The following is a 26,803-nucleotide window of genomic DNA, read 5'->3' on the forward strand; positions in this document are numbered from 1 at the left end:
TGGCGACCGGGACGTTCGCCAGACATTTAATCAGCATGTATATACCAGAGGTAGTTTCCTGCGTGCGGCGGCTAAATCAGCCATGAGCCGATCCGGCCATCACACTACTTCAACGGCTCTGCATTTTTCCTGTCCCCTCATCTGAGGCTGTTTTAGTCGTTGCCATTGCGGTACTGAGATCGGGAACCTTATTGATCGCTTCCATCCCACAATGTTCGTCGGACTCCGCGCCGCCGGTGCCCGCCATGCCGATAGCACCGATCCATTGACCGTGATATTTCACCGGCACGCCGCCGCCGAGCAGCAATAACTCATTTACCGTATTGAGGTTGGCGGTCTCTGGCGAGGCCTGCGCTTGCTTCGCAAACTGCCGGGTTGGCGTTTTGGTCGACAGCGCCGTAAACGCCTTGCGCCAGGCGGCCTGCGTATTGTGCGGCCCGATGTTGTCATCGCGCATCAGCGTGACCAGATTGCCACCGCGGTCGACCACCGCCACCACGCCCTGGCGGTGCATATCATGACAAACCGATAACGCGTCGGTTGCCAGCTGTGTGGCGAGCGCCTGTGTCATGTCATAAACAGTTGCGGGCATTGCGGCCAGCGTCGTCGCGGGGCCTGCCGCCAGCAGCAGCGCGAGCATAAGACGTTTCATCTGCCCTTAGCTCCCGCGGTAGGTGGAGTAGCCGTACTGGCTCAGCAGCAGCGGAACGTGATAAGTCGACTTTGTATTATCGATATGAAACTCGACCGGAATTTCCGGGAAGAAGCTCTGCTGTTTCTGGTCGGCGAAGTATTTACCGGTTTTGAAGATCACCCGATAGTCACCCGCGGTAAACGGCTTTTCCGGCCACAGGGCATTGATACGCCCATCCTGATTGGTGTTGGCGGTGTTCAGCACCGTCCAGCTATCCCCCTGCTTCTGCTCAAGCGTCACCGCAACATTGGCGGCCGGCAGCCCGGTTTGCTGATTCAGCACATGAACGCTCAGCGGGTTTTTATCGGCCGCGAAAGTGAGAGCGGGTGCGGCAAGCAGTGCAGCGAGGGTTAACGCAGCGATAGACTTTTTCATATTGGATTCTCCTGTGTTGATGACCCGGCTTTTATACCTCCACGCTTGCCGCAATTGCCTGTCAGAAAGATGACCATATTGTCATCTGGCGCTGAAAGGCTGGGGCGTCTCAATATTTCGTGGCACACTGCGCCGATGAAACTGTTACTGATTGAAGACAACCTGAAAGCCAGCGCCTGGGTGCGCAAAGGGCTTGAAGAGGCGGGCTATATTGTCGATTACGCAGCGGACGGGCGCGATGGCCTGCATCTGGCGCTGGCGCACCCATATAGCCTGGTGATCCTCGATATTATGCTGCCGGGCATGGATGGCTGGCAGGTGCTGAAAACCCTGCGCACCGCAAGCCCGGTGCCGGTGATCTGCCTTACCGCCCGCGACTCGGTAGAGGATCGGGTCAAAGGGCTGGAGCTGGGCGCGAACGACTACCTGGTCAAACCCTTCTCCTTTGCGGAGCTGCTCGCGCGTGTTAAGAATCAGCTTCGTCAGCACCAGCCGCACAGCACTACACTGCGCGTTGCCGATCTGGTGATGGATTCGGCGCGCTTTCAGGTGACGCGCGATGGCATGCCTATCGCGCTGACGCGCAAAGAGTTTATGCTGCTGTGGCTGCTCGCCAGCCGCCACGGTGAGATCCTGCCGCGTACGCTGCTGGCGAGCGAGATTTGGGGCGTCAATTTTGACAGCGAAACCAACATTGTCGATGTTGCCATTCGCCGCCTGCGCCGCAAAGTTGACGATCCGTTTGCAGATAAGCTGATCACCACCGTTCGCGGCATGGGCTATTGCCTCTCCGTACAGGAGCCAGGCGATGTATAGCCCCTCCCTGACGCTAAGACTGACGGTAATTTTTACGCTGATTATGGCGCTGGCCTGCGGCGGCATCAGCCTGATCCTCTACAACGCCTTGCGCAGCGGGCTGGTGTGGCGCGACGATCAGACGCTGATTAACCGCGCCGCGCAACTTCGCCAGCTGCTGGAGGATGGTGCCCAGCCGGACGCGCTGCCGCTCTACTTCAACCGCATGGTCGATATTCGCCAGGATATTCTCAGCATCCGCCCGCAGCAGGCACAAAACGTCACCATCAACCATACCGGTGTCGCGCTGCCGGACATTGCACCCACATCGGTTAACACGCCGCCCAATGCACAGCAGCTGCACCGCTGGCGCAGCGCCGACAATATGGACGCCTCGGCGCTCAGCCTGCAGGCCAACTCACCACACGGGCCGGTTACCGTCACGCTCGCCCGGGTGGCGCGCGAGCGGGCCATGATGCTTGAGCGCTACCGCCAGCAAAGCATTCTGGTGTCACTGGCGGCCATTCTGCTCTGCGCCGCCCTCAGCCCGCTACTGATTCGCCGTGGGCTGCGGGCCATTGGCCGCTTAAGCCAGATTGTGGCCGAGACCGCCAGTGACCGGTTAAATCAGCCGGTGCCGTTGCAGGCGATCCCGCAGGAGCTGCTCCCCCTTGGCAAGGCGCTCAACGCCATGCGTCAGAGCCTGTCGACAGATTTTATCCGCCTCACCCAGTTTGCTGACGATCTGGCCCATGAGATCCGCACGCCAATCAATGTGATGTTGGGTCAGAATCAGGTGGCGCTGGGTCATCAGCGTTCCGTTGAAGAGTACCAGGCGCTGCTCGAAGGGAACATTGAGGAGCTGGAGGCGCTATCGCGGCTGACGGAAAACATCCTCTTTCTTGCGCGCGCCACGCATCACAATATCCAGCTCAATCAGGAAACCTTTTCACTCAGCGAGGCACTGGAGATGGTGATCGATTTCCTCGAACCGCTGGCAGAGGAGCGTGAAATGGCGATCGAGCTAAATGCGCAGGGCAATCTCACCGCCGATAAGATGCTGTTTCAGCGCGCGATAACTAACCTGCTGACCAACGCCATTCGCTATGCGCCGGGAAACGGCACCATCGCCGTCAGCACAATTCAGCACGGTAATTTGGTCGAAATTGAAGTGGCGAACGCCGGGGAGCCGCTTGCCGAGCCGGAGAAAGCCTTCGAGCGCTTCTGGCGGGGAGATAATGTCCGTCACACCGCCGGCAGCGGGCTGGGGCTATCGCTGGTGAGCGCCATCGCCGCGCTACATGGCGGCAACGCCTATTATCGCCACGCGCAGGGCAAGAACATTTTCGGCCTGCGTTTGCCCGCCTGACACGCCGCCGATCGGGATTAAGCGGCGTAAAGCAGCGCCGCACCATATAGCCTGAGGCCATAGCCAGATGCGTCAGCAGGCTGAGGCCTGGGAGTGCGGGAGGCCGCAATGCCAAAACCCAGCGCTGGCTACCGCAACGGGCTGCGAAGGCAGTATCCGCAAAGCGTGCTGAATAAGTTGCGGCTGATCGCGCTCGGCCAGGCGGCAGGCTTTTCACTGGATGAGATGGCAGCAATGTTAAACCCGCAGGGCAAGGTCGCTATCAACCGCGAGCAACTTCAGCAGCGCGCGCAGGCAATTGACGAGACGATTTGCAAACTGCAGTTATTCAGCGAAGGGCTGAAGCATGCCGTCCGCTGCCCGGCGCAGGAGCATACCGAGTGTGCGTCGTTCAAAAACTGGTGAGCAGAGGGCTACGGCTGATCAAGCAATAAGTAGCGTATCCCTTCGGAGCACAATGCCTGTACAGATAATCAACCGCTACTTTTTGCAGGTTGCTATTGTAGATAGGAAGTTATTGAATTGGGTATATTACTGCGGCGTTCCGCTATCCGGCATGTTTAAACATTGGAACTACACTACAGCGTTTGCTTTAAGTACGACTCGCTGGTTTATTGTCATACAGAAAGCAGCGTTTTCTGTATTGCATGCTTTAGTGAAATTTGCAGTAAGTCCGCAGAATAATATTTAGTACTTTGCAAAATGGACATATAAAATGCAGAGTTCGGCGTCGGCCTAAGCAATCTACTAATAACAAGAACAGGCGATAACCTCTGCTGGATAAGATTTTCTTAACGCTGTTTTATGATATTCGCCAAATGCATTGGCTAAAGATGACTCTGTAATCATCGCTCTGGTTTAGGCTCTGACGAGAGTTAATTAAATGGATTTATCAATGTTTAATCGAATTACTGTACATCTGCCCGTCGAAGGGCTTCGCTTCTGGAAACTCACCGGAAGCGAAGCAATATCTGAAGCCTTCAGTTTAAATTTGACCCTGCTGGGAGACGAGGCGCGTCTTGAACGCAGCGCATTGCTGGGTAAACCGGTTACCGTTGCTATACCAACGCGCGCTCTGACTACTGAACGTTATATTAACGGCAAAATTACTCGCGTCGCTGTGAGCGCCGTAGAGTTAACCGGAATGCGCTATGCCGTATATCATTTGACGGTGGAGCCGGATGTATGGCCGATGAAACGTGACCGCAACTTACGTATTTTTCAGGGGCAAACAGCAGCGCAGATTGTTAAAACGCTATTGAGCGAATACCAGGTCAATGTTGAAGATCGATTAACTTATAGCTACCGGGTATGGGATTACTGCGTCCAGTATCAGGAGAGCAGTTTTGATTTCATCAGTCGGCTAATGGAATTAGAAGGGATCGCATACTATTTCAGGCACGAAGCCGATCGACATATTATGGTGCTAACCGATGCCAATGAGCAGCACCACTCTTTTCCTGGTTATGAAGTTATTGCTTATCACCAAACATCTTCAGGTGGTGTAACCAATGAGGAAGGTGTCGGCCAGTGGGCACTTGAAGATAATGTCACCCCCGGCATTTACAGCCTTGATGATTATGACTTTCGTAAACCACATGCCTGGCTGTTTCAGGCACGACAGAATCCCAAATCCCCCTCTCCCGGTGAGATAGATGTTTATGATTGCCTGGACGTTTTGTCGATCATCAACACGGAGAATTCTATGCGCGCATTCGACAGGAGCGCTGGCAAGTAGAACATCAAAAAATTCAGGGCACTGCTACCGCAATTGGTATTGCCCCCGGTCACACTTTTTCGCTGGTCAATGCGCCCTTTTTTACCGACAACGGCGCGTATCTCACTACCGCCGTGCACTACCATTTCGAAGAGAACCGCTACGCCAGCGGTGAAAATGGCAATACCATTCACCAAATTGATTTTTCCGTTATTCCCGCAACAGTGGCATTCCGTCCAGCGCCAGTAACGCCCTGGCCCCGTACCTTTGGCCCACAAACCGCGCGGGTCGTTGGCCCCAAAGGGCAATCTATCTGGACTGATAAATATGGTCGCGTGAAGGTTAAATTCCACTGGGACAGATTAGCGAAAGGCGATGATTCAAGCTCATGCTGGATCCGTGTTTCCAGCGCCTGGGCCGGTCAAGGTTACGGAAGCGTCCAAATACCGCGCATTGGCGACGAAGTAGTGATCGATTTTATCAATGGCGACCCCGATCGCCCGATAATTACAGGACGCGTTTATAACGAGGCCAGCATGCCTCCATGGACGTTACCTGCAGCCACGACACAGATGGGTTTTTACAGCCGTAGCAAGGATGGCCACCGCGATAATGCCAACGTTTTCCGCTTTGAAGATAAGGCGGGTGCAGAGCAGATCTGGGTGCACGCTGAAAGGAATATGGATACAGATATTGAAAACTGTGAAACACATGATGTCGGCGTAGACAGAAAAAAATCCATAGGTCGCGATGAACATGTGACCATCAAACGCGATCACGATTCCAACATTGGCAATAACGACAACAATAATGTCGGCACTCAATACACACTCAATGTCGGTGAAAATAAGACGATCTTAACGATGGATAAAGAGGGGAATGCGCTGCTTGAAGCTGCCTCTTCAATTAAGTTGAAGGTGAATGATAATTACATTCATATAACACCATCAACTATCGAAATTATTGTTTCTGAAGGCACGCTGAAAGCGGAGAGCATTACTGAAGCCTCATTTAAAGGCGTGGAGATGACCAGGCTCGGGGGCGGAACGAATGCTGAGGTCAAAACCACTGATACGATTGCAATCAATGGAACAAACTTGACCGATATTAAGGGCGCCATGGTCAAAGTTAACAGTTAACGTCCAGAAAAGGTCATCACTATGGGACAGCCAGCTGCCCGCGCGCAAATTGATACCAGCGCTCATTCAGGAACAATTCAGACCGGAAGCCCTGATGTCATTATTGGTGGTTTTCCTGCGGCGAGAAAAGGCGACGCACTGTCATGCTCACAACATGGGAATGGTGCCATCGTTGGCGGCTCCGGTACGGTTTTTGTCAATAATTTGCCGCTTGCACGTATGGGGGATCAAACCCAGTGCAACACCAGCAGTACACCGATACCACCTGCAAATAAAGCTGCTCCAACCCAATACTGGGGCGGAACGCTTGCAAAAAAGGCCGGTGAGGATGGGCTGATACACGATGAATTTTATGATGCGCGTATCCTGGGAGCGTATGCCAATCTGGAAGATAAAAATGAAAATGGCGATCTGGATACCCTTTCGACAGGATTCGCAGCTGAAGATCTCACCATGGGTAACCTGAAAAGTGAGGATCTTTTTCGGGGTGAAATACGCAACAAAGTTTCAGCCGTCAATGCCACAGGTTCAATATATGGCGGGGGAGATAATATTTACGGGCTAAACAGCGGTGCCACAGCGACAGGGATTCAATATGGTGCAACCGGTAGGGCTGGGGAGAAAGGTTTGCTTTATGGCAATGTCAGCGGTGATGTCAATGTTGGCTCAGCAGAAGCTAAAGCGGTTCTTGAGTTCTACGGCGGCAATAAAGGTCGCTATGGTTTCAACGCTGATTTTGGCGCTGAAGCTAATGTGTTTAAAGCGGAAGCGGTAGGTAATCTCGATGTTCTTGGAATTTTAGTTGCTGAAGCCAAAGTTGCAGGCGTTGCCGGTTCGGCAGCGACCGGTGCTGGAGGCGGAATCTGGGCAGATAAAAATGATTATTCTCTCAATGTTAAAATAACAGGTCGGTTCGCAATCGGAATTGGATTTCGTGGTGATGTTGAGGGGAAAATAGCTCTCAAACCAATCGAAAACTTTATAGTGTATATATATAAATTAATCACAAGTTCGCAAACAGAAAAAAATAATAGTGGAGATGGGACAATCCTTACCGGTTGTGCTACGGTGCTCATTGGTAGTTGAATGGATTTAGAAAAGGTACTTTATGAAATATTTATTTTTTAGCTTTTTTTTGTTAACGGCACTGCTATATATCTGGAATGGGAAGGATATGCTCAGCAAAAAAGAGTGGAAGTCTTTTTTATTAAAAATCGCACTAGTGATTCCTGCAGCAATGATTTGGGGAGTACTATTAGCATTCACTCTTAAATTCTTCCCTGCTTTGGGTTACGATAACATGCTCTTTTTATCAATTATTTTCCCTCTGTCGATATTAGGAGTTTTATTCAGCAAGCTTCTCGTGGTGTTGCTCTGTACTATATTTACAACAATCCTCCAACTTCACGAAAATCATAATACACAGGAAAACTACTCAAAAATAGCATCAATCTTTAGGCGTTGGGGGCCTAAAGTGTTGATTGCAGCTAAATGTCTTTCATCATTAGGCGCAGTAATGGTCTTCTATGGCATCTGGCTCACTGACGTGGCGTGATTAACGGAGCTTTTATGGACATCGATAATAACTATGCTTTCCCATTAACTCCTGCCCTCAGCAACGCGGAGATTGAAGCCAATTACTGGAAGTGCTTGTACACCTCATCTGAAGAAAAAATGCTTCAGTACTGGGTTTTCTTACCGAAACGCGTCAAGCCAGCGGAGGTCGTCCCAACCTACCTCGAAGAGGTAGGCATGACCAATTTGGGGCGTTATTTCAGTAATGATGCGCAGCCTTATATGGAGGTATGGGCAGCCTGTGAGCATATAGAATGGGAGATAAATCCAGCAGACTGGCTGTTCAATAAACTGAAGCTTATGGGCGAGAAAGTGCTTCAGCAACGTCTGATCAAACATCCCTCCGGTTTCGGGGAATTTGCTGATGTTTTAACCCTAAAAGTCCACTCCTCCGGCGATAAGGTAATTTCACGTTTTACCGTACAAAAAGATTACAACCCTAAGAAAGGTGGCGGTAATTATTTCCTTATCAAAGCGGCTTGCGCCGCACGAGATTATGCAGCTTTGGCTGACAGTATCTATCTTACCGTCACGAATTGGGATCTCCTGCATCGCAGTAATTTAGGGCTGGCGGAGTTACTGGAAACCTTCAGCATCAGTAATAAAAACAGTAGTGGTTTTAAAATTCCGGGCTCATGGAAAGCGAAACCGATCGCTAAAAACCGCCTTCTCATTGAACATACTTTCGATGGTATTAATTATGGGGTGATTAATCTCTATTTTTATTCGAAAGATACGTTATTTACAGAGCAGGATGTGTTCAACTTAGCAACCAAACGTTTTAAAGATCCTCAGGCGGGAATTACGCTCATCACCGACTCACTCAGCTCCATACCAAATGATTTTAATCCGCTGTTTGGTGAAAATATGTCAACCTGCCAGGGCGATATATTAAGTCTTGAAGAAAAGATCGAGGGCTTTTATCAGTGCTACATTTTTAGTCTGGGTAAAGCATGGTGCTATGCAGAACTCGTCGGCAAAAAGAGAAATCATCGTGATTACCACTTTGAAGCCAATAAACGCTGTCTGGAGATTATCTTGTCGACCTTTCACATCGCATAATCAGCCTCAGGTATACCAAAGTGGCGGCCCTGTAACTGAGATAAATGCGATGGCTGATAATTTATTACCGACATACACGCGTCGATCTTGACTCCTTCTTCGCCGAGTGCATCCAGCAGCGGCCATAGAGGGTTGACGCGTAGTGGCGACCGCGATCGTCAGTAATCTTGCAGTGGCAGGCAAAAGGCTCAACGGAGGCAGCGCCTTCAATTAACGCCGTATCGACGCCCCGGGGTCTAAAATCGACGATGATCTCGACGTTATGCACCCAGTCCGGTCGAATACGCTGTTTGTTCAGCAGCTTTGTCAGCATACTCGTGTAATAGCGCACCAGATGATTTATCAATGACTCGCGCGCCTCGAGCCGGGTTTCGGGCAATGCAATCCCTACGGAGGTGAATCGGTGCCTGATCGCAAAGTGCTTTAGCAGCCCCAGAGACCAGTAGCCGTTGAAATCATTATTGCGGCTCACAAAGCTCGAATTGAGCGCATTAGCGATGCCCTTAAGCTCACGTCGTCTTGCCATCATTACTCCCGGTTTGCAGATCTACGACCACGCCAATATTAGGGGTTGCGCACCTGTTGTTGCCTTTCAAGGGATTATCCATGTTAGAACATGGCGTTAGTCTTTATGAATATACACGCGCACATTACAGGAATCCCTATGCCATATACATCAGCAACGCCGCGCCTCTTTTACCGCACCCAGGGCGAAGGCCCGTTAGTCATCATGCTTCATGGTCTGCTGATGGATAGCCGTTGCTGGGCAGATAACGGCTTCATCTCCGCGCTGAGTCCGCAATTTCAGGTAGTGTGTCCGGATCTGCCCGGCCACGGCGCGAGCGATAAGCCAGATAATCAGGCAGCCTACACGCCACAGAGCCAGGCGTTAGCCATCGTTAATCTGATGGATGAGTTGGGACATGAAAAAGCGCATATCATCGGCTACTCTGCCGGTGCCTGGCTGGCGATGGAGCTGATAAACGCTCAGGCAGATCGCCTGCACTCCGTGGTGTTGGGGGGATGGGATTGTGAAGCTGGCCTGCCCGAAACGCCTGTTGGCAAGCTGACGTTTGAGATGTTTATCGCTTATGCCCGGCAAGTCGCGCCGGAACTCACTGCCTCGCTCACCCCTGAGGATGAAAAAGGGGTTGAGTACTTTTTCAATGAACTGAGAAAACACGCTCAGGACGCGGAGGCCTTTTTCCCCTGCCCTGTTCCCCTGCGTTTTTGGGCGGGCGCTGACGACCCCTATTACGCTTCCATGGCGGCGTTAGCCACGCGCTATGACATACCGCTTTTGACCGGTAAAGGCGATCACCTGAGTGAAGTTAATCATCCAGAGCGTGCCACCGTCAGTGCGATAAGCCATTTTATCAGCCGCGCTCAACGGCACGGTTAATATAAAAAGTACGTTACTGCCCCGTCGCTTCAGTTGAACAAGGAAAGATCCTATGCCCGCTCTTCAGGAGACCTACTGGAACCGTATGGTTCCTGAGCTTACCGTCACCCACTTTGCCACCTCGCTGCGATTTTATACCGATGCGCTGGGTTTCAGAGTGATGATAAAACGCAGCGATCCTGACTTTGCCTATCTCACCCTCGGTGAGGCGCAACTGATGATTGAGCAGTATCATGCGCAGGGATGGAATACGGCAGAACTGGTCGCGCCATTAGGTCGCGGGGTGAATTTTCAGATTGAGGTGGACGATATTGAGGCGGTGCTAAATCGTCTTGCGGCAAACAACATCGCTCTCTATCGACAGCTTCAGGATAATCACTATCACATCGGTGAAACTTCAGCCTGCCAGAGAGAATTTCTCGTGCAGGATCCGGATGGCTACCTGCTGCGCTTTAGCCAGTACATCGCGTAATGAGCGGCATGAAGCTTTCAGCCATCACACCTTTTTATTCCACTTCATATGCAAAAGTGGATAGGGCCGCCCCTGGCCATCATGCTCAGAGCGGCCCACCACCTCAAAGCCCTGCTGTTGATAAAACCCCACCGCTTGCGGATTCTGTTCATTGACGTCCAGCTCATCCGCGCCCTGCGCGATGGCGTGTTGCAGGAGCACTTTGCCGGTGCCTTTTCCGCGTCGGGCGGCATCGACAAACAGCATCTCAATCCTGTTGTCACTGACGCCGACAAAGCCGACGATGGAGCCATCTTCAACCAGCCGGGCAATCGACAGCGTGACGGCAGGGAAATAGAGATTTTCTAACAGCGGGCGCAGCGCCTCAATATCCCCCTCCGGTAAGAAATCGTGGGTGGCACGCACCGATGACTCCCAGATCTCCAGTAATGTCGGGTAGTGAGCGGGCCTGCCCGCTTCAATCGTTATCATCATCTTCCTCTCCGTAATGGCTTAACAGCGCGGAATGCATATTAGCAGCCTCGAATGCCAGCTACACTTTCAGCGGCTTAAACGAATAGAAACCAGTTATTAAAGAGGTCACACGATGAGCACTTCAACCTTCACGCTATACGTCACCTATTACGGCGATCCGCAGAGCCGTTTTGACCGGGACTATTACGTCAATAATCACATTCCGTTGGTGATGAAAGCGTTCCAGCAGTATGGCCTGCTCAGCGCAGCCGCCTTCTTCCCGGCCGTTGAGCAGACCGGAACCGTCGCTATCTGTGAATGCATATTCCGCGATGAGGAGGCGATGAAAGCAGCATTCAACTCGGCAGAAGCACCAGAAGTGATGGGCGATGTGGCCCACTTTACCGATCTGACACCCGCCCATTCGCGCGTCGTTGCGCTTTAAGTATCAAGCAAAAGGCCGATGCTGAAGCACCGGCCTTTCTATTTTACTGCGCGGCAAGCGCCGCCACAAAGTCGCGGTAGGTGTGCAGCGGGCGGCCAAGCAGCGCCACCAGCCGCTCCCTGTCGCCATCATGTGGGATCATGCCCTCGCTGACGTAGCGCTCGGCCATCAGGCGCATCTCATAGGCCATCCATTTCGGCATAAATTCCGCCATGCCCGCTTCGAAAGCATCCGGGCTGTCCCCGCCGTACATCACCTCGCGCCCGAGTACATCGCGCCAGATTGCCGCCGCATCGTTACCGGTCAACGTATCGGGGCCAACGAGGTTAATCGTCTCGACGGGCAGCTTCTCGTGCGCCTGGTCGCGCCGAACAAGTTCAATAGCTGCCACCTCGGCGATATCGCGCGTATCCACCATCGCCAGACCCCTGCTGCCAATCGGCATCAGGTAAACGCCATGGTTAACGATCACCTCCTTAATCATCGCCTCGTTGTCGATAAAGTAGGTGGGGCGCAGAATAGTGGCGCTGAAGCCCATCGCGGTAAGCATGCGCTCGGCACCATATTTAACCGCGAAATGCGGCACATTGACGGCGGCATCAGCGCCGAAAACCGAGAGATAAACTACACGTTCAACGCCAGCTTCCCGGGCGATGTTGAACGTAATCAGCGTCTGGGTATATTCGTCGGCGGCAACCGCATTGAGTAAAAACAGCGTTCTGATGCCACTGAAAGCCACGCGCAGGGCGTCGATATCCAGCAGATCGCCCTTAACCACCTCTACATTGTCAGCAAAACTGGCCTTTGCGGGATCGCGGGTCATTACGCGAACATCAGCGCCGCGGCGAAGAAGCTGATCAACAACGTGGCGGCCAACGCGGCCGGTTGCTCCGGTAACAAGAATAGTCATGATGTTTACTCCGTAATATCTGGTGGGTGTAACCAGAGACTATCCCGATCCATTTTGGCCCGGAAGAGGCTATTATTTGCACACTCTGTTCCAAAAATGAGACAGCTAATGGATATCAACGCATTAAAAGAGTTTCACCTTATCGCCGCAGCAGGCGGGATTGGTGCCGCCAGCCGCGCCAGCGGTAAGCCGAAGGCCACCCTTTCGCGCAGGCTGACCGATCTCGAAGAGTCGCTGGGCGTGCGTCTGGTGGAGCGCGGCGGCCAGAAGCTGAAGATCACCGAAGCGGGCGAGCGCCTGCTGGCGCGTACGCTGGGTGCGATCCGTGAAATTGATGAAGCGGTTGAATCGGCGCGGGAAGATAACGCCGCGCCCGCAGGGTGGCTGCGTGTTGCCGCTCCGCTGCTCTTTTCGCAGCTGGCGCTGGGGCGGCTGATGGCGGAATTTCGCCAGCGCTATCCGCAGATCCATATTGAGGTTGTCTCGGAAAACCGCATCAGTGATTTAGTAGAGGAGCAGTTTGATGTGGCGATCCGCATTAATCCGCAGGCAGACAGTTCGCTGGTTGGCCGATGCTTCGCCAGGGATAAGCTGGTGCTGGTCGCCGCACCTTCCGTTAGCCTGCCCGCTGCGGATGGGCAAAGCGTGCCGACGATCCCGGCCATTGTCTTGTCAACGCATACAGAAGGAAGTGACTGGATCGTTGAGAACGGACAGCGCCGCTTTACGCCGCAGCCGGTGATGCGCCTCTCCTCGCTGCTGACCGTCCGCGATGCGGTTCTGGCCGGTGCCGGTGCGGCGATGGTGCCGAAGTCAATCGTCACTGCTTATCTGGAGAGAGGGGAACTGATAAGTTGGGGGGAAGCGGATACGCTTACCGAGCTGTGGGTGCTGCACACCTCACGTCGGCTGCAGAGCCCGAAAGTGAAAGCTTTTGTAGCGTTTATCTGTGAATACTATCCCGCTGGCTGGTTCTCTACCTGAGGCGAGCGGGAGATATGATGCCAGGAATGGGTGCTTTTCACTGCTCGCTGGCAGCAACGCCCTCACTGGCAACGTGGCGAATAGCGGATTCATAGACGTCGTTCATTCCATCCACTGCCTTCGCTTTTGCCGCTTTTAACTCCTTGAGAATACCCTCCTTCTCAACGCGTTTTCCAACTGATATCAATGATGATACCGCGTGCCCGATAACCATATAGACTTCACTTACACGCTCTGAACTTATGATATCCATTCACTTCCCTCCCGCGTAGATGTCGCATCTGTAATTATCTGCTGCGCAAGCAGCCAGGTGAGTAAGGTATGTCGACGTTGTCCCATCTATTTATAAAGTAATTTACCTGCAAACTCATCACTATTTAATGAGGATTGTCTGAAGGTGAGTTAAATATTTTTTCGATTTTAAAGAAGTTGTTAACTATTGATACTGCTGAAGGTTTTATGACAATAAAAAATAAAAAAAGGAATGGCGAAACAAACTTTCTGGCTAATAAAAAGTTAAAAAAGTGGCAGGGGACATCATCTCCTGCCGACTATAATCCGACAACGGCACCTGAACCCTGTGCGCTTTATAACCCCAGTGTGACGGAGAAAGCTTAGAAAAACCTTAACGCTGCGGTCTTTTTCGACACGTTAACAAGCGCCGCTCGCTGAAATATGCCGATGCCACCCCCTGGTTTTTGCTTAAGGATCTACTCAGCCAAACAGTCCACGCGAGGTATGATACTGCTTCAGTCATATGTGGAGCAGAAGATGGACAAGGACACACTGGTTAGCCTGGTGAAATTTAAGCGCTGGATGGATGGCGAAACCCTCAAGGCCATTAAGGCGATCGACGAAACGGCGCACCCGCAAAAGCGCCACCTGATGGTAAGGCTGATGAATCATATTTATGTCGTCGACATGATTTTCAGGGCCAATCTCACCGGTCAGCAGCACGGTTATACCGCGCTAAATACCCCGGAAACGCCCACCCTGGAAGAGCTTGAAGTGAAGATGGCCGACTGCGCCGCATGGTATATCGAGCATATTGGCACCCTCTCCTCGTACGATCTTGAAAACGCCATCAGCTTCCGTTTTGTCGACGGGGGGCACGGCGAGATGCGCGCTATCGATATGCTGAACCACGTGCTGTTCCATGGCACCTATCATCGCGGCGCGGTCGGCTGGATGATTTCAGAGTGCGGCGGCGTCGCGCCAAAGGATGTATTAACCGTTTTTCTGCGCGACCATAATCACTGACGGCTGCTTTTTTCTGCAAGCGAGCCAGGAGCCAAACCATGCTGATGTATACCACCCTAGGCAGCAACGATTTACCGTCGATGACGCGTTTCTATGACGCGATTTTCGCGGTGCTGGGCGTGCCGCGCATCCCGGCGTGGAGTGAGAAGTGGGCGATGTGGGGCGAGCCGCCAGACCAGGGGTTTAGTTTTTGCATCTGCCCGACTTTCGATAATGAAAGGGCGACGGCGGGCAACGGGACGATGTTCTCCTTCCGCGCCAGCAGCGCAGAGCAGGTAAAGCAATTTCATGCAGCAGGGCTTAAAAATGGCGGCAGTGATGAGGGCGCGCCCGGTCTGCGGGAGGCCTACGGCCCGGATTTCTATGTTGCTTATCTGCGGGATCCCGAAGGACACAAACTGGCCTGCGTATGCCACCCCTGGCATCCGGAAATAGATAACCCAGCCTGATAGTTCTTGTGTTATTACTGGTCAGACTAAAAAACGCTCCAGAACGGCCTTTATCGTATGGGCTTATGCATAAGGATTCGATGTCATGGAAATCACTATTCAGACCCCACTGCTGCACTCGCTGCCGCTAAGCCAGCACAGCGGATGCAATGTGTGGCTGAAAATGGAGTCTGCTCAGCCCACCGGCTCGTTCAAACTTCGCAGCGCGGCCCATGCTTGTAGCTATTATGCAGAACGGGGCGCAAAAGGCTTTATCAGTTCGTCGGGCGGCAATGCGGGCATTGCGGTGGCGCACAGCTGCCGCAAACTGGGACTGCCGGTCACCGTTGTGGTGCCTGAAACCACCTCGCTGCGGGCGAGAGATCTGATCGAGCAGGAAGGGGCCAGCCTTGTGGTACACGGCAAGGTGTGGAGCGAGGCGAACGATTATGCTCTCTCTCTAGCCACCGATGAGGTGATTTATATTCACCCCTTTGATAATCCGCTCCTGTGGGCAGGCATCAGCACGCTGGTGGATGAGGTCATCTCTGCCGGCGTGATCCCGGACGCCGTGATCCTGTCGGTCGGCGGCGGTAGCCTGCTCTCCGGCATCGCTCAGGGGCTGGAAAAACATCAGTTGAGCCATATCCCGATCTATGCCGTTGAAACCGAGGGCACTGCGTCGCTTAACGCCTCGGTCAACGCCGGGAAACGGGTGCGTCTGGAGAAGGTGAGCGGCATCGCCACAACCCTTGCCGCCAGCCAGGTGTGTGAAAATGCGTTTAACGTTGCCAGCCGCCTTGAGGTGAGAAGCCAGGTTGTCTCTGACGCGGAAGCGGTGCGCGCCAGCCGCCTGTTCCTTGACGACCATCGCGTGCTGACCGAGCCCGCCTGCGGCGTGTCGCTCTCGCTGCTCTATGACAATAAACTCCGCTTTAATCCCACCGATAACGTGCTGGTGATTGTCTGCGGCGGGGCATCGGTGACGCTGGAAAGCCTGCTCGGCTAATACTCTTCCTGGGCCGCTACATCGAGTCCCGACATGTCAAAGATCGCTATTTGGCGCTGCCTAAATGGCGATCGCCTTCGCTCCCTTCGAGCATTAGGGTCGTCTCTTCAATGCGCAGAAAACGCCCGGCATCATCGAGTTCGGCAAACATATAAACTTCCATAAGCACCTCAGTGCCGTCGCGCTTAGTACACAAAACGCGGTGGCGGGTAGCGTACAGCGGCCCGGTGCGCAGTTCATCCAGCACATCTATTTTCGCCCCCACGCTGATCTCCCGAAGCTTGCCGGCATGTTGAGTAAACCCTTCACGATCTTCCCGGATGCCATTGGTGCGTTGTCGGTAGGCGGGGCTAAAGTAGCGCTCAATTACCTGCTCCAGCGGCAGTTGCTGCTGGTTGATGATCTTATCCAGAACGGTGGCGATAGTTGTCGTTTGCATAGGTGCTCCTCAGTGAGTGTAGTGAGGATTTTACCGTCGACCATCTGGCGTCGGTACGCTATAAAAGACAATCAATACGCTTCAGACGCCAAATGATGAATCAACCGCTAATTCCTTATGCACTGGCTGGAGAGATAGCAGGGCCGACGATTTGGGCGGTGATGCGCCAGTCAGACGCCATGCGCGAAACGCCGCGCCATCATCACGCTCGTGGGCAACTGCTCGGTGCAGAGCACGGTCTGCTCACGGTCGATGCCGGGCGGAGTCGCTGGGTGGTGCCAGCAACACATGCTGTGTGGATACCGCCCGACACGCCACACGGCTTAACATCACACGGGCCCTACTCTGGCTGGAGCGTATATGTCGCGGTATCAGCCTGTCATCTGTTGCCAGATAAACCCTGCACTCTTGCGATGACCGGTCTGCTGCGCGAAGCGGTAGCCCGCGCGGCGGGCTTCGAAGAGATGACGCTCACGCCATCGCAGGAGCGTCTGGCAGGTGTGATTATTGACGAAATCGGCGCGCTGCCAGAGGTGGATCTTGGTCTGCCCATGCCACAAGATTCGCGTCTCATCAGGATTGCGCATGCGCTTACCGCTCGTCCGGACGACGATCGCAGGCTGGAGGCGTGGGCCGCCTGGGCGGGCATCTCATCCCGCACGCTTTCGCGGCGATTTAGTGCAGAAACGGGATTTAGCTTTAGCGAATGGCGACAGCGGGTGCGGTTACTACGGGCGCTTGAACTTCTGGCGGCAGGCAAGCCGGTGACGGCGATTGCGTTGGAGCTGGGCTATGATAATGTGAGCGCGTTTATCGCCCTTTTTAGCCGGGTCTTTGGTACCACGCCCGGGCGCTATAACGCTTAAAACGTGGCGGTAAGGGCACACGCCCCTACCGCACTAGCGGTTACCACTCGACGCAGATTTTACCCAGATGGGAACCGCTCTGCTGATAGGCAAAGGCTTCGCCCAGCGCCTCATAGCGGAAGGTGCGATCGATAATCGGCTTTTGCTTCATCACTTCCAGCGCCTTCACAAAATCGATCTGATCCTGGCGGCTTGCCACAATCACCCCTTTGATCTGCACCTGTTTCGCCAGCAGAGAGAGCACCGAGACGCTCGCCTCATCGCCAGACAGGATACCAATCTGCGCGATATGTCCGCCGACCTTCACCGCCTTAAGGGACTCTTTCAGCGTGGCCGGGCCGCCCACTTCCACCACGTGATCGACGCCAAACCCCTGGGTCAGCTCCAGCACTTTGTCTCCCCATTCCGGCGTGGTTTTGTAGTTGATGGTCTCATCCGCACCCAGCTCACGCACAACATCAAGCTTCTTATCGGAAGAGGAGGTCGCGATAACTTTCGCGCCCATCGCTTTCGCAATCTGCAGCGCGGCGATAGAGACGCCGCCGGTGCCCTGAACCAGCACCGTTTCGCCCGCTTTCAGGTTGCCATCCACCACCAGCGCCCGCCAGGCGGTCAGGGCTGAAGTGGTGATGGTCGCGGCCTCTTTGTGGCTCCATCCCTGCGGCGCATGGGTGAAGGCGTTTTGCGAGCGCACAACGTATTCACTTGCCATGCCATCGACGCCGTCACCGGGCGTATGAGCAAAGCCGCTCACCTCGGGGCCCGGCTTGCCTGCCAGCCAGATGGGGAAAAAGGTAGAGACCACGCAATCGCCGACGGCAAACTCCTCAACGCCCTCGCCCACCTCTTCAACCACGCCCGCGCCATCGGACAGCAGGATGCGGCCGTCCTCAGTCGGGAACTGGCCGCTGGCAACAATCAAATCATGAAAGTTCAGCGAGCTGGCTTTAATCGCAACCCGAATTTCACCCGTGCCGGGTCTGCCCGGATCGGCGATATCGGAGACGGTAATGTTTTCCAGGCCGCCCGGCGCGTTAAGTGTGACTGCTTTCATCATGCTTCTCCTGTTACAGCGTAAATTTGCGTTAACCAGCCTAAATCATAGGCCCACTTTGTTAAAGGCGAGCGTTTTTGTGACCGTCGGCACACCGCTGCCCGGCGTGGACTTATATCCCTGTGTTATGTCATGATGCGAATTGGTTAAATTTCTGTATATATGCCTGCCAGCAGAGCTAATACAGAGGCATACTCGTTCAGGCGATAAGTAATGGCGTATTTGAATTCTTTATTGACGTTTATTGAAGGCAGGCCGGCGCTGGCCATTGTTTTAAATATTATTTTGCTGATCGTCGCTGGCATGTTCGCGCACCTGATGTGCAAATTCCTGCTGATAAAAGTCGTGCGTAAAGTCTTCTTTGCCAGCCATAAAAAAGATGTGCCGCTGGAAAAAGATCGCCGTATTGCCGAAAAGCTCTCCAACTTCGTGCCGGTTCTTACGGTCTATTACCTGCTGCAGTTTATGGAAAATATGCCAGCATCGCTGGTGACGGCCATAAATACCATGTGCGGCATTTTGTTCTTTATTTTTCTCTCGGTATTTTTCAACGAGATGCTGGATATTGTTAATAGCTCCTATCTGCGCAAGACCAAGCGTAAAAATCACTCGATTAAGGGCTATATCCAGATAGGCAAAATCTTAATTCACGTTATTGCCGCGATCATGATCCTCGCGGTGATGTCGAACAAATCGCCAGCCATTATCATCTCCAGCCTTGGTGCCGTGGCGGCGGTGCTGATGTTAGTGTTTCAACACACCCTGCTCTCGCTGGTCGCCAACGTTCAGGTCTCCTCAAATGATGTCCTGCAACTGGGGGACTGGATTGAGATGCCGGATAAAAACCTGAGCGGTGAAGTGACCGATATCGCGCTGCACACCATCACTATCCGTAACTGGGATAACACCATCTCCCGTATTCCGACGAAAAACTTCCTTACGGAAACCTATACCAACTGGCAGGCGATGTTCTCCTCCGGCGCGCGCCGCATTATGCGCAGCACAAATATTGATCAGCACTCGGTGACCTTTCTCTCGCAGGAGATGCTGGCTCCCATGCTGGCGATACGCGGCGTGAGTGACCCCCTGTCAAAACTGCTCGATGGCCGCGATCCGATGGGCGTGGCGGACAGCTGGTTTATCGATAATGGCCTGACAAATTTAACCCTCTTCCGCCACTATTTAATGGCTTATCTCGCCGAGCGGCAGGATATTGTCAAAGAGATGTACATTGTCGTCAGAACACTAAAACCGTCACCGGCCGGCATCCCGCTGGAGATTTACTGCTTCACCACGTCGACCCTGTGGGCGGATTATGAGAATACGCAATCAGCGATATTTGAATATATCACCGCGGTAGCAGGACAATTCTCCCTGCGCTTATATCAATATCCCGCAGGCCACGATTTCTGGCGCTTATCGCAGCAACACGCGATGCAGAGAAGCGTGCCGCCCACCGACGGGCAACAGGTTTAGCGGGGGAAATATGTAGGTGACCGGGCGCGGGAGCCCTCTCCCCATGCCGGTTCTGCTTCGTATCCGGCAGCGAACTGCCGTCGCATATAAAGCCTCTGATGAGGCTTTTTTATGACCGCTATGTATTGCTGTTAGCTGCGACAAACCCGGCAATCGCCGCCGTCACCGCCTCGGCAGCCTCTGTTGGCGGGTGGTGGCCAGTTTTTGCCAGCGTAAGCAGATGGGCGTCAGGCAGAAGCGCGGCGATCTCCTTGCTTAATTCAACTGGTGTGGCCCTATCCTCTTCCCCGACGATCACCAGCGTTGGTGCGGTGATCGTTGGTAACAGGTGCGTGATATCCCCCCTGTTAAACACGGCGGCATCCAGCGCCAGCGCTAATCCTTCGCGGTCGTGGTCATGCATCATTGCGCGCTCCCCGGCGGCCTCATGGGAATGGTGTTGCAGCCATTCGGCACCGTTGACATACCCCTGAATGGTGGTAAAAAGTGCTTCCCGCGCCGCATGCGAGCCGGTGAGCAGCGTTTCGCGCTGGCTGCGCCAGTTTTCCAGCCGTTCCGGCAACTCCGCCCGCGCGCTGGTGCCAATCAGCACCAGCCCTGCCAGTTGCTCTGGATGACGTGCCGCCAGTCGCAGCGCTACCATCGCACCCTGGCTCTGCCCCACAATAGTGACCTTGCCGAGCGCCAGTTCATCTATCATCAGCGCCAGATCGCGGCTCAGGTCGTCAAGCGTCCAGCCGGTGGGATCGTAGCCGCTCAGGCCGTGTCCCGGCATATCGAGAACAATGCAGCGATAAGCGTGGCTCAGGGCCTGAAGCTGTGCGGCAAAAATATGATGACTGGCGAAAAGCCCGTGGGCAAAAAGCAGCGTTGGTCCTTCGCCAATATCGCGATAGCGGTAGAGCGTGCCATTAATGCGCACCTGCTGCAGCGACCACTCATCCTCCGCATTAAAGGCTCTCGCCAGCAGCGCCGAGTCTTCAAAGATTTGATAACGGCGAATTTTCCCGTCGGTAACCGTAAAGTGGATGATCATATCGCTGCCGACGGTGTGCTGCGTGCTGACCACCGTGTGGCGAAAACGCCCCAGCACCAGCACGCTGTCGTGCTGCGCGATGATGTCATTAATGACAAATTCCCGCGGCCTAAAGTTCTGCGGGAAAGCCATTAACCAGCGCCGGACCTGCTCAGGCCCCTGCAACAGCCCGACGGTAGAAACCGTTGGTTCGCCGTCGATATGCCACACCACGTCGTCTGCCAGCAGGCTGATAATCTCCTCTACCCTGCCCGCGGCAAACGCCGCAAGGTAAGCTTCTACTACCGCTCTGGCAGCGGGCTGCTTCGCTGTGAATTCCATCTGCTCACTCCTGTTTTTCAGATATTGATGCTGTAACAGAAGTCTATTTTTTCCATATTTTGAAAACTACGGATAAAATCGGCGAATCATTTTGCATAAACAGAAAACAGAGACCATGGACTGGAACGATTTACGCTTCTTTTTGGCCGTTGCGCGCACCAACAGCCTGACTAAAACTGCGGCCACGCTAAAAGTGAGCCAGTCGACGGTGTCGCGCAGAATTAGCGCGCTGGAGAGCAGCCTGCGAACCAGCCTGTTTCTGCATCATCAGACCGGTTACTTTCTTACCGATGCCGGGCAAGCGCTGCTTAATTATGCCGAAGAGGTGGATAGCCGGGTCGGCGCGCTGGAGCACGCCTTTGCCGGGCGGGATCGCGTCGCGGCGGGAACCGTGCGTCTGGCGACGGCCGAGACCCTGGCCAACCATCTGATTATCCCGGCTCTGCCACAGTTGCAGGCCGACTACCCGGCGATCCGCCTCGAGCTGATTACCGGGGTCAATACCGTCTCGGTGGTGCGAAACGATGCCGATATCGCGCTGCGCCTGGTGCGCCCGGAGCAAAACACGCTCAAGATCCGTAAAGCCGGGGTGATGACCTCGGCGGTCTACGCCGCAGAGAGTTATCTGCGCGACCACCCTGCGCCGGAAAATGCGCCCTTGTCCGGACGGCGTTTTATTACCTGGGACAGTTCGTTCAACCATCTTCCCGCCGCCCGTTGGTTTGATAAACACGTTGAGGATAAAACCTCAATGCTTGCCACCACCAGCCTGGTGACCCAGCTCTCTGCCGTCAACGCCGGCCTTGGGCTGGCGGTGCTGCCCTGCTTTATCGCCGCCCGGCAGCCCGGCTTAGTCGAAGTGATACCGCCCGGCCAGGTGCTGAGTGAAGAGCTCTGGCTGGTGACCCATGCCGATCTTATCGCCTCGGCACGCATCAAAGCGGTGGCGGAATTTTTAATGGCGATCCTTGCGCAGACAAAAATGGCCTGACGAAATTACCGACCATCACGTGGATTGATGCACCGCCGCGGCAGCGTATCAAGTAAGCGGTTAAGCTCGGCTCGCTGGCGATATTGCGCTGGCGTGTCGATATCGCAATGGATCCCCGGCTCATCAACGGCAACCGTGCAGGTGCCGATCTGGCGAACAATTGTCTCTAATCTGCTGTTGGCTGGCGCGTTGCTGATAAGCGTAAGCGCCTGCGCCGGGAGCAGTACCGGGTGACCCCGGCCCTGGTCATAACCGGGCACCAGGCAGTGGTCATGATCCGGATATTGCCATAACGCGCTGTAGACCGCTGGCGTCACCTCCGGCATATCGCCCAGCGCCAGAAAAAAGCGCCGCGAAGTTACCGCCGCCGCACCGCACTGCACCGAAGAGAACATCCCCGAGGCGTAATCGGGGTTGTGGACAAGCGTAATGGCGGGCTGCCCGCGGTAATAACGCGCCAGCTCATCGCCGCGGTGCCCGGTAACCAGGATCACCCGGTCGCAGAGGGAAAAGGCGCTGCGCAGTGCGCTGTCGAGCAGCGTGCCCGCCCCCCAGGGCAGCATCATTTTCCAGTCGCCCATCCGGCTGGATAACCCCGCCGCCAGCATGACGCACTCAATTAACGCCTTTTCACTCATCGCTCGCCCCTTTTCACGCCTCGCCCTTCAGCACCGCTTTGATGGAGGTGATGATTGGTTGGTAGCCGGTACAGCGGCACAAATTCCCCTCCAGCGCCTCTTTCAGCGCCTCATCATCCGGCGCGGAGGTCTTATCCAGCAGCGCTTTAGTGCTCATTAGCACGCCAGGCGTGCAGAAGCCGCACTGCACGCCGCCGTGGCGCACAAAGGCATTTTGCAGACGCTTGCCCACCGGGTCGTGATGCAGGGCTTCAATGGTCGTCACCTCCGCGCCGTGGCACTGGGCGGCGAGCAGCAGGCATGAGCAGACCGCCTTGCTATCCAGGATGACGGTGCAGGCACCGCACTCGCCCACGGAACACCCCTCTTTGGTGCCGGTCAGGCGTAAATCGTCGCGCAGCAGATCGATAAGCCGCAGGTTATCCTCCACGTCGCGGCGAATACGGATGCCATTCACTTTCAGTTCAATTGAGTGCATCTTCACGCTCCTTCGTTGCTCTGCTCAGTTATCACGTCCTGCATCATCAGGCGGAACATGTCGACAAATACCGGGATTTTGTACGGCGCAGACCAGCGCCCACCGATGGCTTCATCCACCAGCCCTTTCAGCACCTGCGCGGCTTTATCAATCGAGGCTGCGTTCAAAGGCTGGCCGACTAATGCCTCCTCCACCGGGCTTAGCCGCTGCGGTGTTCGCATCAGCGCGCCGTCGACCAGCCGACAAATGCGGATGGTGCCCTGGCTATCGACATGGAATTGTCCGGTCAGGCTTTGCCGCGTGATGTTGAGCGCATTGCGCCGCCCCAGTTGCAGGTAGCACTCCACCAGCGGCTGGGTCATCGGCACCGGCAGAATAAAGCGCGTGACCAGTTCATCGGCAGCGATACCAGTGCGATAGCCATCAGTGACAAACTCGCTCACCGGCAGACGGCGCGTACCACGCAGGCTGCGCAACTCTACCTGTGCGTCATAGATAATCAGCGGCGGCAGGGAGTCGGCGCAGGGCGCGGCATTGACCACATTGCCGCCGAGCGTGGCGCGGTTGCGAAGCTGTAACGAGCCGATGGTTTTACAGGCGGTGATAAGCAGCGGGTAGCGCTGCTGCACCAGCGGATGTTTGATCAAATCGCTAAAGCAGACCCCGGCACCAATCGACAGCCCGCCGTCGAGATCGAAGATCTCTTTCAGTTCAGCCAGCCCGGCAATATTGACCAGCGGCACCGCGTCGCAGCGCAGGCGCGCCTGCACCAGCACATCCGTGCCGCCGGCAATCGGCTGCGCTGTGTTTTCCGCCATCAGGGTTAACGCTTCTTTTAGCGTATGCGCCACTTTCAGCGACACCGTATTAAGCCGGTGCACCTCTTTTTTCGGCCCGCAATCAAATAGCCGCTCGCTCTGGCGCGCCGGTTTTTTCAGGTTATAACCGAGCCTGACCTGCTCAAGCGTCAGCGGTAGCGTGCGGTTAAAGCGGCCGATGGCGAAACTCACCGCGTTATTGAGCGCCGCGGCGCCGAGTTCAAGCACCGGCTCGCCGATCACTTTCCCCCCCATCGGCCCCGCTTTATCGGCATTTTCGATGGCGTTGATGATAATGGGCGGCATATCTTTGATGGTCGGCAACAGATAGGTGTCGAAATTCTCCGACTTCACCACTCCCTGCTCGGTATTGAAGTCCTCCAGCATGCCGTAGCCAATCATCCCTTGCAGTACGCCGCCGTAAACCTGGCCATTAAAGCCGACCGGATTGATCACCTTGCCGACATCGTGGGTCGCAACCACGCTGTTGACCGTCACTTTGCCAGTACGCAGATCGACCGCCACATCGGCAATCTGGCAGCCATAAACCCAGGTGAAATAGGGGCTGCCGCTCCCCTTCTCCTCATCCCAGTGAATCGGCGGTGCCACATGCCAGCCATAGGCGGATAAATTCGCGCCGGTGGCGCGGGTCATATCGACCACCTGCTGAAAAGTGAGGCTGCGTTGCGGCTGATGGCGGTTGAAGACGCACCCGTCGCGCCACACCAGATCCGCCATCTCAGCGGCCTGCAGCGTTGCTGAAATGGCAGCGGCCATCCGTTTTTTGATAGTGTTGGCGGCGCTGAGGATCGCCTGCCCGCCCATCAACGTGCCGCGCGAGGCGACGGTAGAGCCGCCATCGGCAATCATCGCCGTCGCCGGTTCGCTAAAGGTGACGTGCGCAAGCGGAATGCCGAAGGCTTCTGCCGCCAGTAGCGACATGGTGGTTTGCAACCCCTGCCCGTTCTCCGAGACCGAGGTGGAGATATTGATGCTGCCGTCGGCATTGACCTGCATCAGCGCGGATGAGGCGTCCAGCCCCTCCGCACCGAGCGAACAGCCGCGGTGGCTTAACGCCAGGCCGATGCCGTAACGCACCGGGCCGCCCTGGGCATTCAGCTGCTGATAGTGCGCTCGCCGTGCCTCGAATTCGGCTTTCAACACCGATGTTTCCAGCACCTCCTGCGCCGAGACGGTGTGGTCGCACATACGCTGACCGGCCATGCTGGTATCGCCCTGGCGCAGAATATTGCGCAGCCGCAGCTCTACCGGCGAAAGCCCCACGATCTCTGCCACCTCATCCATCAGGGACTCATTGGCGAAGATGATTTGTGGCGCGCCGTACCCGCGATAAGCCGAGGTGTAGTTGTTGTTGGTGTAGACACCGGTGATATCGACGCGCACGTTGGGAATGTTATAGGGCCCCGCCGCCTGCACCGAGCTGCGCCAGGTGACGAACACCGTCTGCCCGGCGTAGCTGCCGCCGTCGGCGATGATATTGATCTGCATCGCCTGAATGCGGGCGTCATCATCAAGGCCAATGCGGTAATGCAATTTATAGGGGTGGCGCTTATAGCTCTCGCGCATCGACTGCTCGCGGTTATAGGTCATCTTGACCGGACGCCCGGTAAGCTGCGCCAGCAGCGCCGCGCGGCAGGCGAGGTTATCAATGATGTCATCTTTGCCGCCAAACGAGCCGCCAAGCACCGAGCGTTTCACATTTACTTTACTCTGCGGCAGATTGAGGTATTTGGCGACAATGCCGCGGATACGGTGGGCGTTCTGAATCGATCCGGCGAGGGTCATAATTTGCTGATCATCATCCAGCCACGCGGTGATCGACTCCGGCTCGATGTAGGCGTGCTCCTGGAACCCCACCTCATAGTCGCGCTCAATAATCTTCGTCGAGGCGGCAAACCCGGCCTCAATATCCCCTTTCACCGTGTGATGGCGGTTGATGATGTTGCTCTCAAGGGAACTATGGATCAGCCGCGCGCCCGGTTTCAGAGCCTCTTCCGGGGAAGTGATCGGCTCGCAGGGCGAGTAGGTGAGCTTAATTTTGTCTACCGCCAGGCAGGCGGCCTGATAGCTCTGGGCGGCCACAACGGCAATCACGTCGCCGCGATAGGCCACCTCGTTTTCGATGATTGGCGGGTAATCGGGGATAATTACCCCCAGCTTGCGCTGACCGGGGATATCTTTCCACGTCGCGATACGCACCACACCGGGCACCTTTTCCGCTTCACGGATATCGACTGAATCAACCCGACCCGCGGCGATATCGACATAGCGACAGACGCCGTAAAGCATGTTTTTTAGCCGGATATCGTCGCCATAAATCGCCGTTCCCCTGACTTTGGCCAGCCCGTCTACGCGGGCGACTTCACTGCCAACCAGCACCGTCTCCATTGTTATGCGCTCTCCACTAGCAAAAGGATGAGTCCTATAAGCAATGGCTATGCCACTTTCATTCCGGGCAAAAATGAGACGAAACAGGGCGAAAAGCGGCAATAACGGATAAAAAGCAGGCAGATGCGCGCCCGGCGGTTATCAAGCCGGGAAAAGAAGTATCACTTTGATAAATTCACCGCCGATGG

Annotated in this window: 30 protein-coding genes and 3 pseudogenes; 21 read left to right on the forward strand and 12 right to left on the reverse strand. The window is 54.9% G+C overall.

The genetic code is table 11. The annotated features are described in order from the left end of the window. Positions 1–109: 109 nt before the first annotated feature. Positions 110–652, reverse strand: a complete 543-nt coding sequence (locus HF650_RS16695; protein WP_187799578.1) for a heme-binding protein — start codon at positions 650–652, stop codon at positions 110–112. A gap of 6 nt (positions 653–658) precedes the next feature. After that, complete coding sequence (hiuH, locus tag HF650_RS16700; protein ID WP_187799579.1) at positions 659–1,069, reverse strand: hydroxyisourate hydrolase; 411 nt, start codon at positions 1,067–1,069, stop codon at positions 659–661. Between the two features lie 135 nt (positions 1,070–1,204). On the opposite strand from hiuH, the gene hprR reads away from it, so the two are divergent. The 8 genes and pseudogenes from hprR to HF650_RS16735 all read left to right on the forward strand — a co-directional run bounded on the left by hprR (position 1,205) and on the right by HF650_RS16735 (position 8,726). Then, positions 1,205–1,885, forward strand: coding sequence for a response regulator transcription factor HprR (gene hprR, locus HF650_RS16705; RefSeq protein WP_187799580.1), 681 nt, complete (start codon positions 1,205–1,207; stop codon positions 1,883–1,885). Then, a complete protein-coding gene (locus HF650_RS16710) occupies positions 1,878–3,233 on the forward strand; it encodes a heavy metal sensor histidine kinase (RefSeq protein ID WP_187799581.1) in 1,356 nt (451 codons plus the stop codon). Before hprR ends, HF650_RS16710 begins: the two co-directional genes overlap by 8 nt. Positions 3,234–3,341: 108 nt before the next feature. Further along, positions 3,342–3,638 carry a MerR family DNA-binding protein gene (locus tag HF650_RS16715; RefSeq protein WP_223284186.1) on the forward strand — a complete coding sequence of 99 codons (297 nt, stop codon included), beginning with the start codon at positions 3,342–3,344 and terminating at the stop codon, positions 3,636–3,638. Next, positions 3,616–3,924, forward strand: coding sequence for a hypothetical protein (locus HF650_RS25345; protein WP_223284187.1), 309 nt, complete (start codon positions 3,616–3,618; stop codon positions 3,922–3,924). The genes HF650_RS16715 and HF650_RS25345 overlap by 23 nt, the downstream gene beginning before the upstream one ends. A 204-nt stretch (positions 3,925–4,128) precedes the next feature. Further along, positions 4,129–6,089, forward strand: a pseudogene (gene tssI / locus HF650_RS16720) (type VI secretion system tip protein TssI/VgrG). Positions 6,090–6,110: 21 nt separating this feature from the next. Next, positions 6,111–7,175, forward strand: coding sequence for a PAAR domain-containing protein (locus HF650_RS16725; protein WP_187799582.1), 1,065 nt, complete (start codon positions 6,111–6,113; stop codon positions 7,173–7,175). A 22-nt stretch (positions 7,176–7,197) separates the two neighbouring features. Then, complete coding sequence (locus HF650_RS16730) at positions 7,198–7,644, forward strand: hypothetical protein (protein WP_187799583.1); 447 nt, start codon at positions 7,198–7,200, stop codon at positions 7,642–7,644. 14 nt (positions 7,645–7,658) lie between these two features. Further along, positions 7,659–8,726, forward strand: coding sequence for a hypothetical protein (locus HF650_RS16735; RefSeq protein ID WP_187799584.1), 1,068 nt, complete (start codon positions 7,659–7,661; stop codon positions 8,724–8,726). A gap of 64 nt (positions 8,727–8,790) precedes the next feature. On the opposite strand, the gene HF650_RS16740 is transcribed toward HF650_RS16735, so the two are convergent. Then, on the reverse strand, positions 8,791–9,252 hold the full coding sequence (locus tag HF650_RS16740) for a hypothetical protein (protein ID WP_223284188.1): 462 nt from the start codon (positions 9,250–9,252) through the stop codon (positions 8,791–8,793). A 138-nt stretch (positions 9,253–9,390) separates the two neighbouring features. Here HF650_RS16740 and HF650_RS16745 point away from each other — a divergent pair, with 138 nt between their 5' ends. Both HF650_RS16745 and HF650_RS16750 read left to right on the forward strand, forming a co-directional pair. Then, positions 9,391–10,128: an alpha/beta fold hydrolase gene (locus tag HF650_RS16745; protein ID WP_187799586.1), complete on the forward strand. Its 738-nt coding sequence runs from the start codon at positions 9,391–9,393 to the stop codon at positions 10,126–10,128. 52 nt (positions 10,129–10,180) lie between these two features. Continuing rightward, positions 10,181–10,600: a VOC family protein gene (locus tag HF650_RS16750; protein ID WP_223284189.1), complete on the forward strand. Its 420-nt coding sequence runs from the start codon at positions 10,181–10,183 to the stop codon at positions 10,598–10,600. Between the two features lie 24 nt (positions 10,601–10,624). Here the strand turns inward: HF650_RS16750 and HF650_RS16755 are convergent, their stop codons facing one another. Next, positions 10,625–11,071 (reverse strand): acetyltransferase, encoded by a 447-nt coding sequence (locus tag HF650_RS16755; protein ID WP_187802728.1) that lies wholly within the window; start codon positions 11,069–11,071, stop codon positions 10,625–10,627. A 115-nt stretch (positions 11,072–11,186) separates the two neighbouring features. Here HF650_RS16755 and HF650_RS16760 point away from each other — a divergent pair, with 115 nt between their 5' ends. Beyond that, positions 11,187–11,498, forward strand: a complete 312-nt coding sequence (locus HF650_RS16760) for an EthD family reductase (RefSeq protein WP_187799587.1) — start codon at positions 11,187–11,189, stop codon at positions 11,496–11,498. Positions 11,499–11,541: 43 nt separating this feature from the next. On the opposite strand, the gene HF650_RS16765 is transcribed toward HF650_RS16760, so the two are convergent. Next, positions 11,542–12,408, reverse strand: a complete 867-nt coding sequence (locus HF650_RS16765; RefSeq protein ID WP_187799588.1) for an NmrA family NAD(P)-binding protein — start codon at positions 12,406–12,408, stop codon at positions 11,542–11,544. A 108-nt stretch (positions 12,409–12,516) separates the two neighbouring features. Between HF650_RS16765 and HF650_RS16770 the strand changes: the two genes are divergently transcribed. Continuing rightward, a complete protein-coding gene (locus HF650_RS16770) occupies positions 12,517–13,392 on the forward strand; it encodes a LysR family transcriptional regulator (protein WP_187799589.1) in 876 nt (291 codons plus the stop codon). Between the two features lie 37 nt (positions 13,393–13,429). Here HF650_RS16770 and HF650_RS16775 read toward each other — a convergent pair whose 3' ends face one another. After that, positions 13,430–13,645 (reverse strand): hypothetical protein, encoded by a 216-nt coding sequence (locus HF650_RS16775; protein WP_187799590.1) that lies wholly within the window; start codon positions 13,643–13,645, stop codon positions 13,430–13,432. Positions 13,646–13,779: 134 nt separating this feature from the next. Between HF650_RS16775 and HF650_RS16780 the strand changes: the two genes are divergently transcribed. The 4 genes from HF650_RS16780 (at position 13,780) to HF650_RS16795 (ending at position 16,089) form a co-directional block, all read left to right on the forward strand. Beyond that, positions 13,780–14,010: a hypothetical protein gene (locus HF650_RS16780; RefSeq protein WP_187799591.1), complete on the forward strand. Its 231-nt coding sequence runs from the start codon at positions 13,780–13,782 to the stop codon at positions 14,008–14,010. Between the two features lie 153 nt (positions 14,011–14,163). Beyond that, the gene (locus HF650_RS16785) at positions 14,164–14,652 is read left to right on the forward strand and encodes a DinB family protein (protein WP_187799592.1); all 489 of its coding nucleotides are present in this window, start codon (positions 14,164–14,166) and stop codon (positions 14,650–14,652) included. A gap of 38 nt (positions 14,653–14,690) precedes the next feature. Then, positions 14,691–15,101 carry a VOC family protein gene (locus HF650_RS16790; protein ID WP_187799593.1) on the forward strand — a complete coding sequence of 137 codons (411 nt, stop codon included), beginning with the start codon at positions 14,691–14,693 and terminating at the stop codon, positions 15,099–15,101. An 85-nt stretch (positions 15,102–15,186) separates the two neighbouring features. Further along, positions 15,187–16,089: a pyridoxal-phosphate dependent enzyme gene (locus tag HF650_RS16795; protein WP_187799594.1), complete on the forward strand. Its 903-nt coding sequence runs from the start codon at positions 15,187–15,189 to the stop codon at positions 16,087–16,089. Between the two features lie 46 nt (positions 16,090–16,135). Here HF650_RS16795 and HF650_RS16800 read toward each other — a convergent pair whose 3' ends face one another. After that, a complete protein-coding gene (locus HF650_RS16800) occupies positions 16,136–16,528 on the reverse strand; it encodes a nuclear transport factor 2 family protein (protein ID WP_187799595.1) in 393 nt (130 codons plus the stop codon). 179 nt (positions 16,529–16,707) lie between these two features. Between HF650_RS16800 and HF650_RS25465 the strand changes: the two are divergent. Together HF650_RS25465 and HF650_RS16805 are read left to right on the forward strand one after the other, a co-directional pair. Next, a pseudogene (locus HF650_RS25465) lies at positions 16,708–16,836 on the forward strand (AraC family transcriptional regulator); the annotation flags it as partial. Between the two features lie 105 nt (positions 16,837–16,941). Beyond that, complete coding sequence (locus HF650_RS16805; RefSeq protein WP_249118872.1) at positions 16,942–17,394, forward strand: AraC family transcriptional regulator; 453 nt, start codon at positions 16,942–16,944, stop codon at positions 17,392–17,394. A gap of 40 nt (positions 17,395–17,434) precedes the next feature. Here the strand turns inward: HF650_RS16805 and HF650_RS16810 are convergent, their stop codons facing one another. Continuing rightward, positions 17,435–18,448 carry an NAD(P)-dependent alcohol dehydrogenase gene (locus HF650_RS16810; protein WP_187802730.1) on the reverse strand — a complete coding sequence of 338 codons (1,014 nt, stop codon included), beginning with the start codon at positions 18,446–18,448 and terminating at the stop codon, positions 17,435–17,437. A 213-nt stretch (positions 18,449–18,661) separates the two neighbouring features. Between HF650_RS16810 and HF650_RS25350 the strand changes: the two are divergent. Both HF650_RS25350 and HF650_RS16815 read left to right on the forward strand, forming a co-directional pair. Further along, positions 18,662–19,082 (forward strand): annotated as a pseudogene (locus HF650_RS25350) (hypothetical protein). Between the two features lie 107 nt (positions 19,083–19,189). After that, a complete protein-coding gene (locus tag HF650_RS16815; RefSeq protein ID WP_346014257.1) occupies positions 19,190–19,924 on the forward strand; it encodes a mechanosensitive ion channel domain-containing protein in 735 nt (244 codons plus the stop codon). A gap of 118 nt (positions 19,925–20,042) precedes the next feature. On the opposite strand, the gene HF650_RS16820 is transcribed toward HF650_RS16815, so the two are convergent. Then, positions 20,043–21,281: an alpha/beta fold hydrolase gene (locus HF650_RS16820; RefSeq protein ID WP_187799597.1), complete on the reverse strand. Its 1,239-nt coding sequence runs from the start codon at positions 21,279–21,281 to the stop codon at positions 20,043–20,045. A 115-nt stretch (positions 21,282–21,396) separates the two neighbouring features. Between HF650_RS16820 and HF650_RS16825 the strand changes: the two genes are divergently transcribed. Next, positions 21,397–22,272, forward strand: coding sequence for a LysR family transcriptional regulator (locus HF650_RS16825; RefSeq protein ID WP_187799598.1), 876 nt, complete (start codon positions 21,397–21,399; stop codon positions 22,270–22,272). Positions 22,273–22,277: 5 nt separating this feature from the next. Here HF650_RS16825 and HF650_RS16830 read toward each other — a convergent pair whose 3' ends face one another. Genes HF650_RS16830 through HF650_RS16840 form a run of 3 tightly spaced genes read right to left on the reverse strand, consistent with a single transcriptional unit; the run spans position 22,278 to position 26,615 of the window. Then, positions 22,278–22,910, reverse strand: a complete 633-nt coding sequence (locus tag HF650_RS16830) for an NTP transferase domain-containing protein (protein WP_187799599.1) — start codon at positions 22,908–22,910, stop codon at positions 22,278–22,280. Between the two features lie 13 nt (positions 22,911–22,923). After that, entirely contained in the window at positions 22,924–23,388 is a 465-nt protein-coding gene (locus HF650_RS16835; protein WP_187799600.1) for a (2Fe-2S)-binding protein, read from the reverse strand. A gap of 2 nt (positions 23,389–23,390) precedes the next feature. Next, positions 23,391–26,615: a molybdopterin cofactor-binding domain-containing protein gene (locus HF650_RS16840; protein ID WP_187799601.1), complete on the reverse strand. Its 3,225-nt coding sequence runs from the start codon at positions 26,613–26,615 to the stop codon at positions 23,391–23,393. Positions 26,616–26,803: the final 188 nt, after the last annotated feature.

It is taken from the genome of Kosakonia sp. SMBL-WEM22, assembly GCF_014490785.1.
Taxonomy (GTDB): Bacteria; Pseudomonadota; Gammaproteobacteria; order Enterobacterales; family Enterobacteriaceae; genus Kosakonia.

What these genes read in the sequence shown, in the direction of transcription:
- HF650_RS16795 (WP_187799594.1), top strand. Translation starts at nt 15,187, where the DNA reads ATGGAAATCACTATTCAGACCCCACTGCTGCACTCGCTGCCGCTAAGC.
- HF650_RS16810 (WP_187802730.1), bottom strand. Translation starts at nt 18,448, where the DNA reads ATGAAAGCAGTCACACTTAACGCGCCGGGCGGCCTGGAAAACATTACC.
- HF650_RS16730 (WP_187799583.1), top strand. Translation starts at nt 7,198, where the DNA reads ATGAAATATTTATTTTTTAGCTTTTTTTTGTTAACGGCACTGCTATAT.
- HF650_RS16815 (WP_346014257.1), top strand. Translation starts at nt 19,190, where the DNA reads ATGTTAGTGTTTCAACACACCCTGCTCTCGCTGGTCGCCAACGTTCAG.
- HF650_RS16820 (WP_187799597.1), bottom strand. Translation starts at nt 21,281, where the DNA reads ATGGAATTCACAGCGAAGCAGCCCGCTGCCAGAGCGGTAGTAGAAGCT.
- HF650_RS16825 (WP_187799598.1), top strand. Translation starts at nt 21,397, where the DNA reads ATGGACTGGAACGATTTACGCTTCTTTTTGGCCGTTGCGCGCACCAAC.
- HF650_RS16715 (WP_223284186.1), top strand. Translation starts at nt 3,342, where the DNA reads ATGCCAAAACCCAGCGCTGGCTACCGCAACGGGCTGCGAAGGCAGTAT.
- HF650_RS16755 (WP_187802728.1), bottom strand. Translation starts at nt 11,071, where the DNA reads ATGATAACGATTGAAGCGGGCAGGCCCGCTCACTACCCGACATTACTG.
- HF650_RS16735 (WP_187799584.1), top strand. Translation starts at nt 7,659, where the DNA reads ATGGACATCGATAATAACTATGCTTTCCCATTAACTCCTGCCCTCAGC.
- hprR (WP_187799580.1), top strand. Translation starts at nt 1,205, where the DNA reads ATGAAACTGTTACTGATTGAAGACAACCTGAAAGCCAGCGCCTGGGTG.
- HF650_RS16765 (WP_187799588.1), bottom strand. Translation starts at nt 12,408, where the DNA reads ATGACTATTCTTGTTACCGGAGCAACCGGCCGCGTTGGCCGCCACGTT.
- HF650_RS16785 (WP_187799592.1), top strand. Translation starts at nt 14,164, where the DNA reads ATGGACAAGGACACACTGGTTAGCCTGGTGAAATTTAAGCGCTGGATG.
- HF650_RS16745 (WP_187799586.1), top strand. Translation starts at nt 9,391, where the DNA reads ATGCCATATACATCAGCAACGCCGCGCCTCTTTTACCGCACCCAGGGC.
- HF650_RS16750 (WP_223284189.1), top strand. Translation starts at nt 10,181, where the DNA reads ATGCCCGCTCTTCAGGAGACCTACTGGAACCGTATGGTTCCTGAGCTT.
- HF650_RS16710 (WP_187799581.1), top strand. Translation starts at nt 1,878, where the DNA reads ATGTATAGCCCCTCCCTGACGCTAAGACTGACGGTAATTTTTACGCTG.
- HF650_RS16840 (WP_187799601.1), bottom strand. Translation starts at nt 26,615, where the DNA reads ATGGAGACGGTGCTGGTTGGCAGTGAAGTCGCCCGCGTAGACGGGCTG.
- HF650_RS16695 (WP_187799578.1), bottom strand. Translation starts at nt 652, where the DNA reads ATGAAACGTCTTATGCTCGCGCTGCTGCTGGCGGCAGGCCCCGCGACG.
- HF650_RS16800 (WP_187799595.1), bottom strand. Translation starts at nt 16,528, where the DNA reads ATGCAAACGACAACTATCGCCACCGTTCTGGATAAGATCATCAACCAG.
- HF650_RS16805 (WP_249118872.1), top strand. Translation starts at nt 16,942, where the DNA reads ATGACCGGTCTGCTGCGCGAAGCGGTAGCCCGCGCGGCGGGCTTCGAA.
- HF650_RS16790 (WP_187799593.1), top strand. Translation starts at nt 14,691, where the DNA reads ATGCTGATGTATACCACCCTAGGCAGCAACGATTTACCGTCGATGACG.
- HF650_RS16775 (WP_187799590.1), bottom strand. Translation starts at nt 13,645, where the DNA reads ATGGATATCATAAGTTCAGAGCGTGTAAGTGAAGTCTATATGGTTATC.
- HF650_RS16725 (WP_187799582.1), top strand. Translation starts at nt 6,111, where the DNA reads ATGGGACAGCCAGCTGCCCGCGCGCAAATTGATACCAGCGCTCATTCA.
- HF650_RS16835 (WP_187799600.1), bottom strand. Translation starts at nt 23,388, where the DNA reads ATGCACTCAATTGAACTGAAAGTGAATGGCATCCGTATTCGCCGCGAC.
- hiuH (WP_187799579.1), bottom strand. Translation starts at nt 1,069, where the DNA reads ATGAAAAAGTCTATCGCTGCGTTAACCCTCGCTGCACTGCTTGCCGCA.
- HF650_RS16770 (WP_187799589.1), top strand. Translation starts at nt 12,517, where the DNA reads ATGGATATCAACGCATTAAAAGAGTTTCACCTTATCGCCGCAGCAGGC.
- HF650_RS16740 (WP_223284188.1), bottom strand. Translation starts at nt 9,252, where the DNA reads ATGGCAAGACGACGTGAGCTTAAGGGCATCGCTAATGCGCTCAATTCG.
- HF650_RS16830 (WP_187799599.1), bottom strand. Translation starts at nt 22,910, where the DNA reads ATGAGTGAAAAGGCGTTAATTGAGTGCGTCATGCTGGCGGCGGGGTTA.
- HF650_RS16760 (WP_187799587.1), top strand. Translation starts at nt 11,187, where the DNA reads ATGAGCACTTCAACCTTCACGCTATACGTCACCTATTACGGCGATCCG.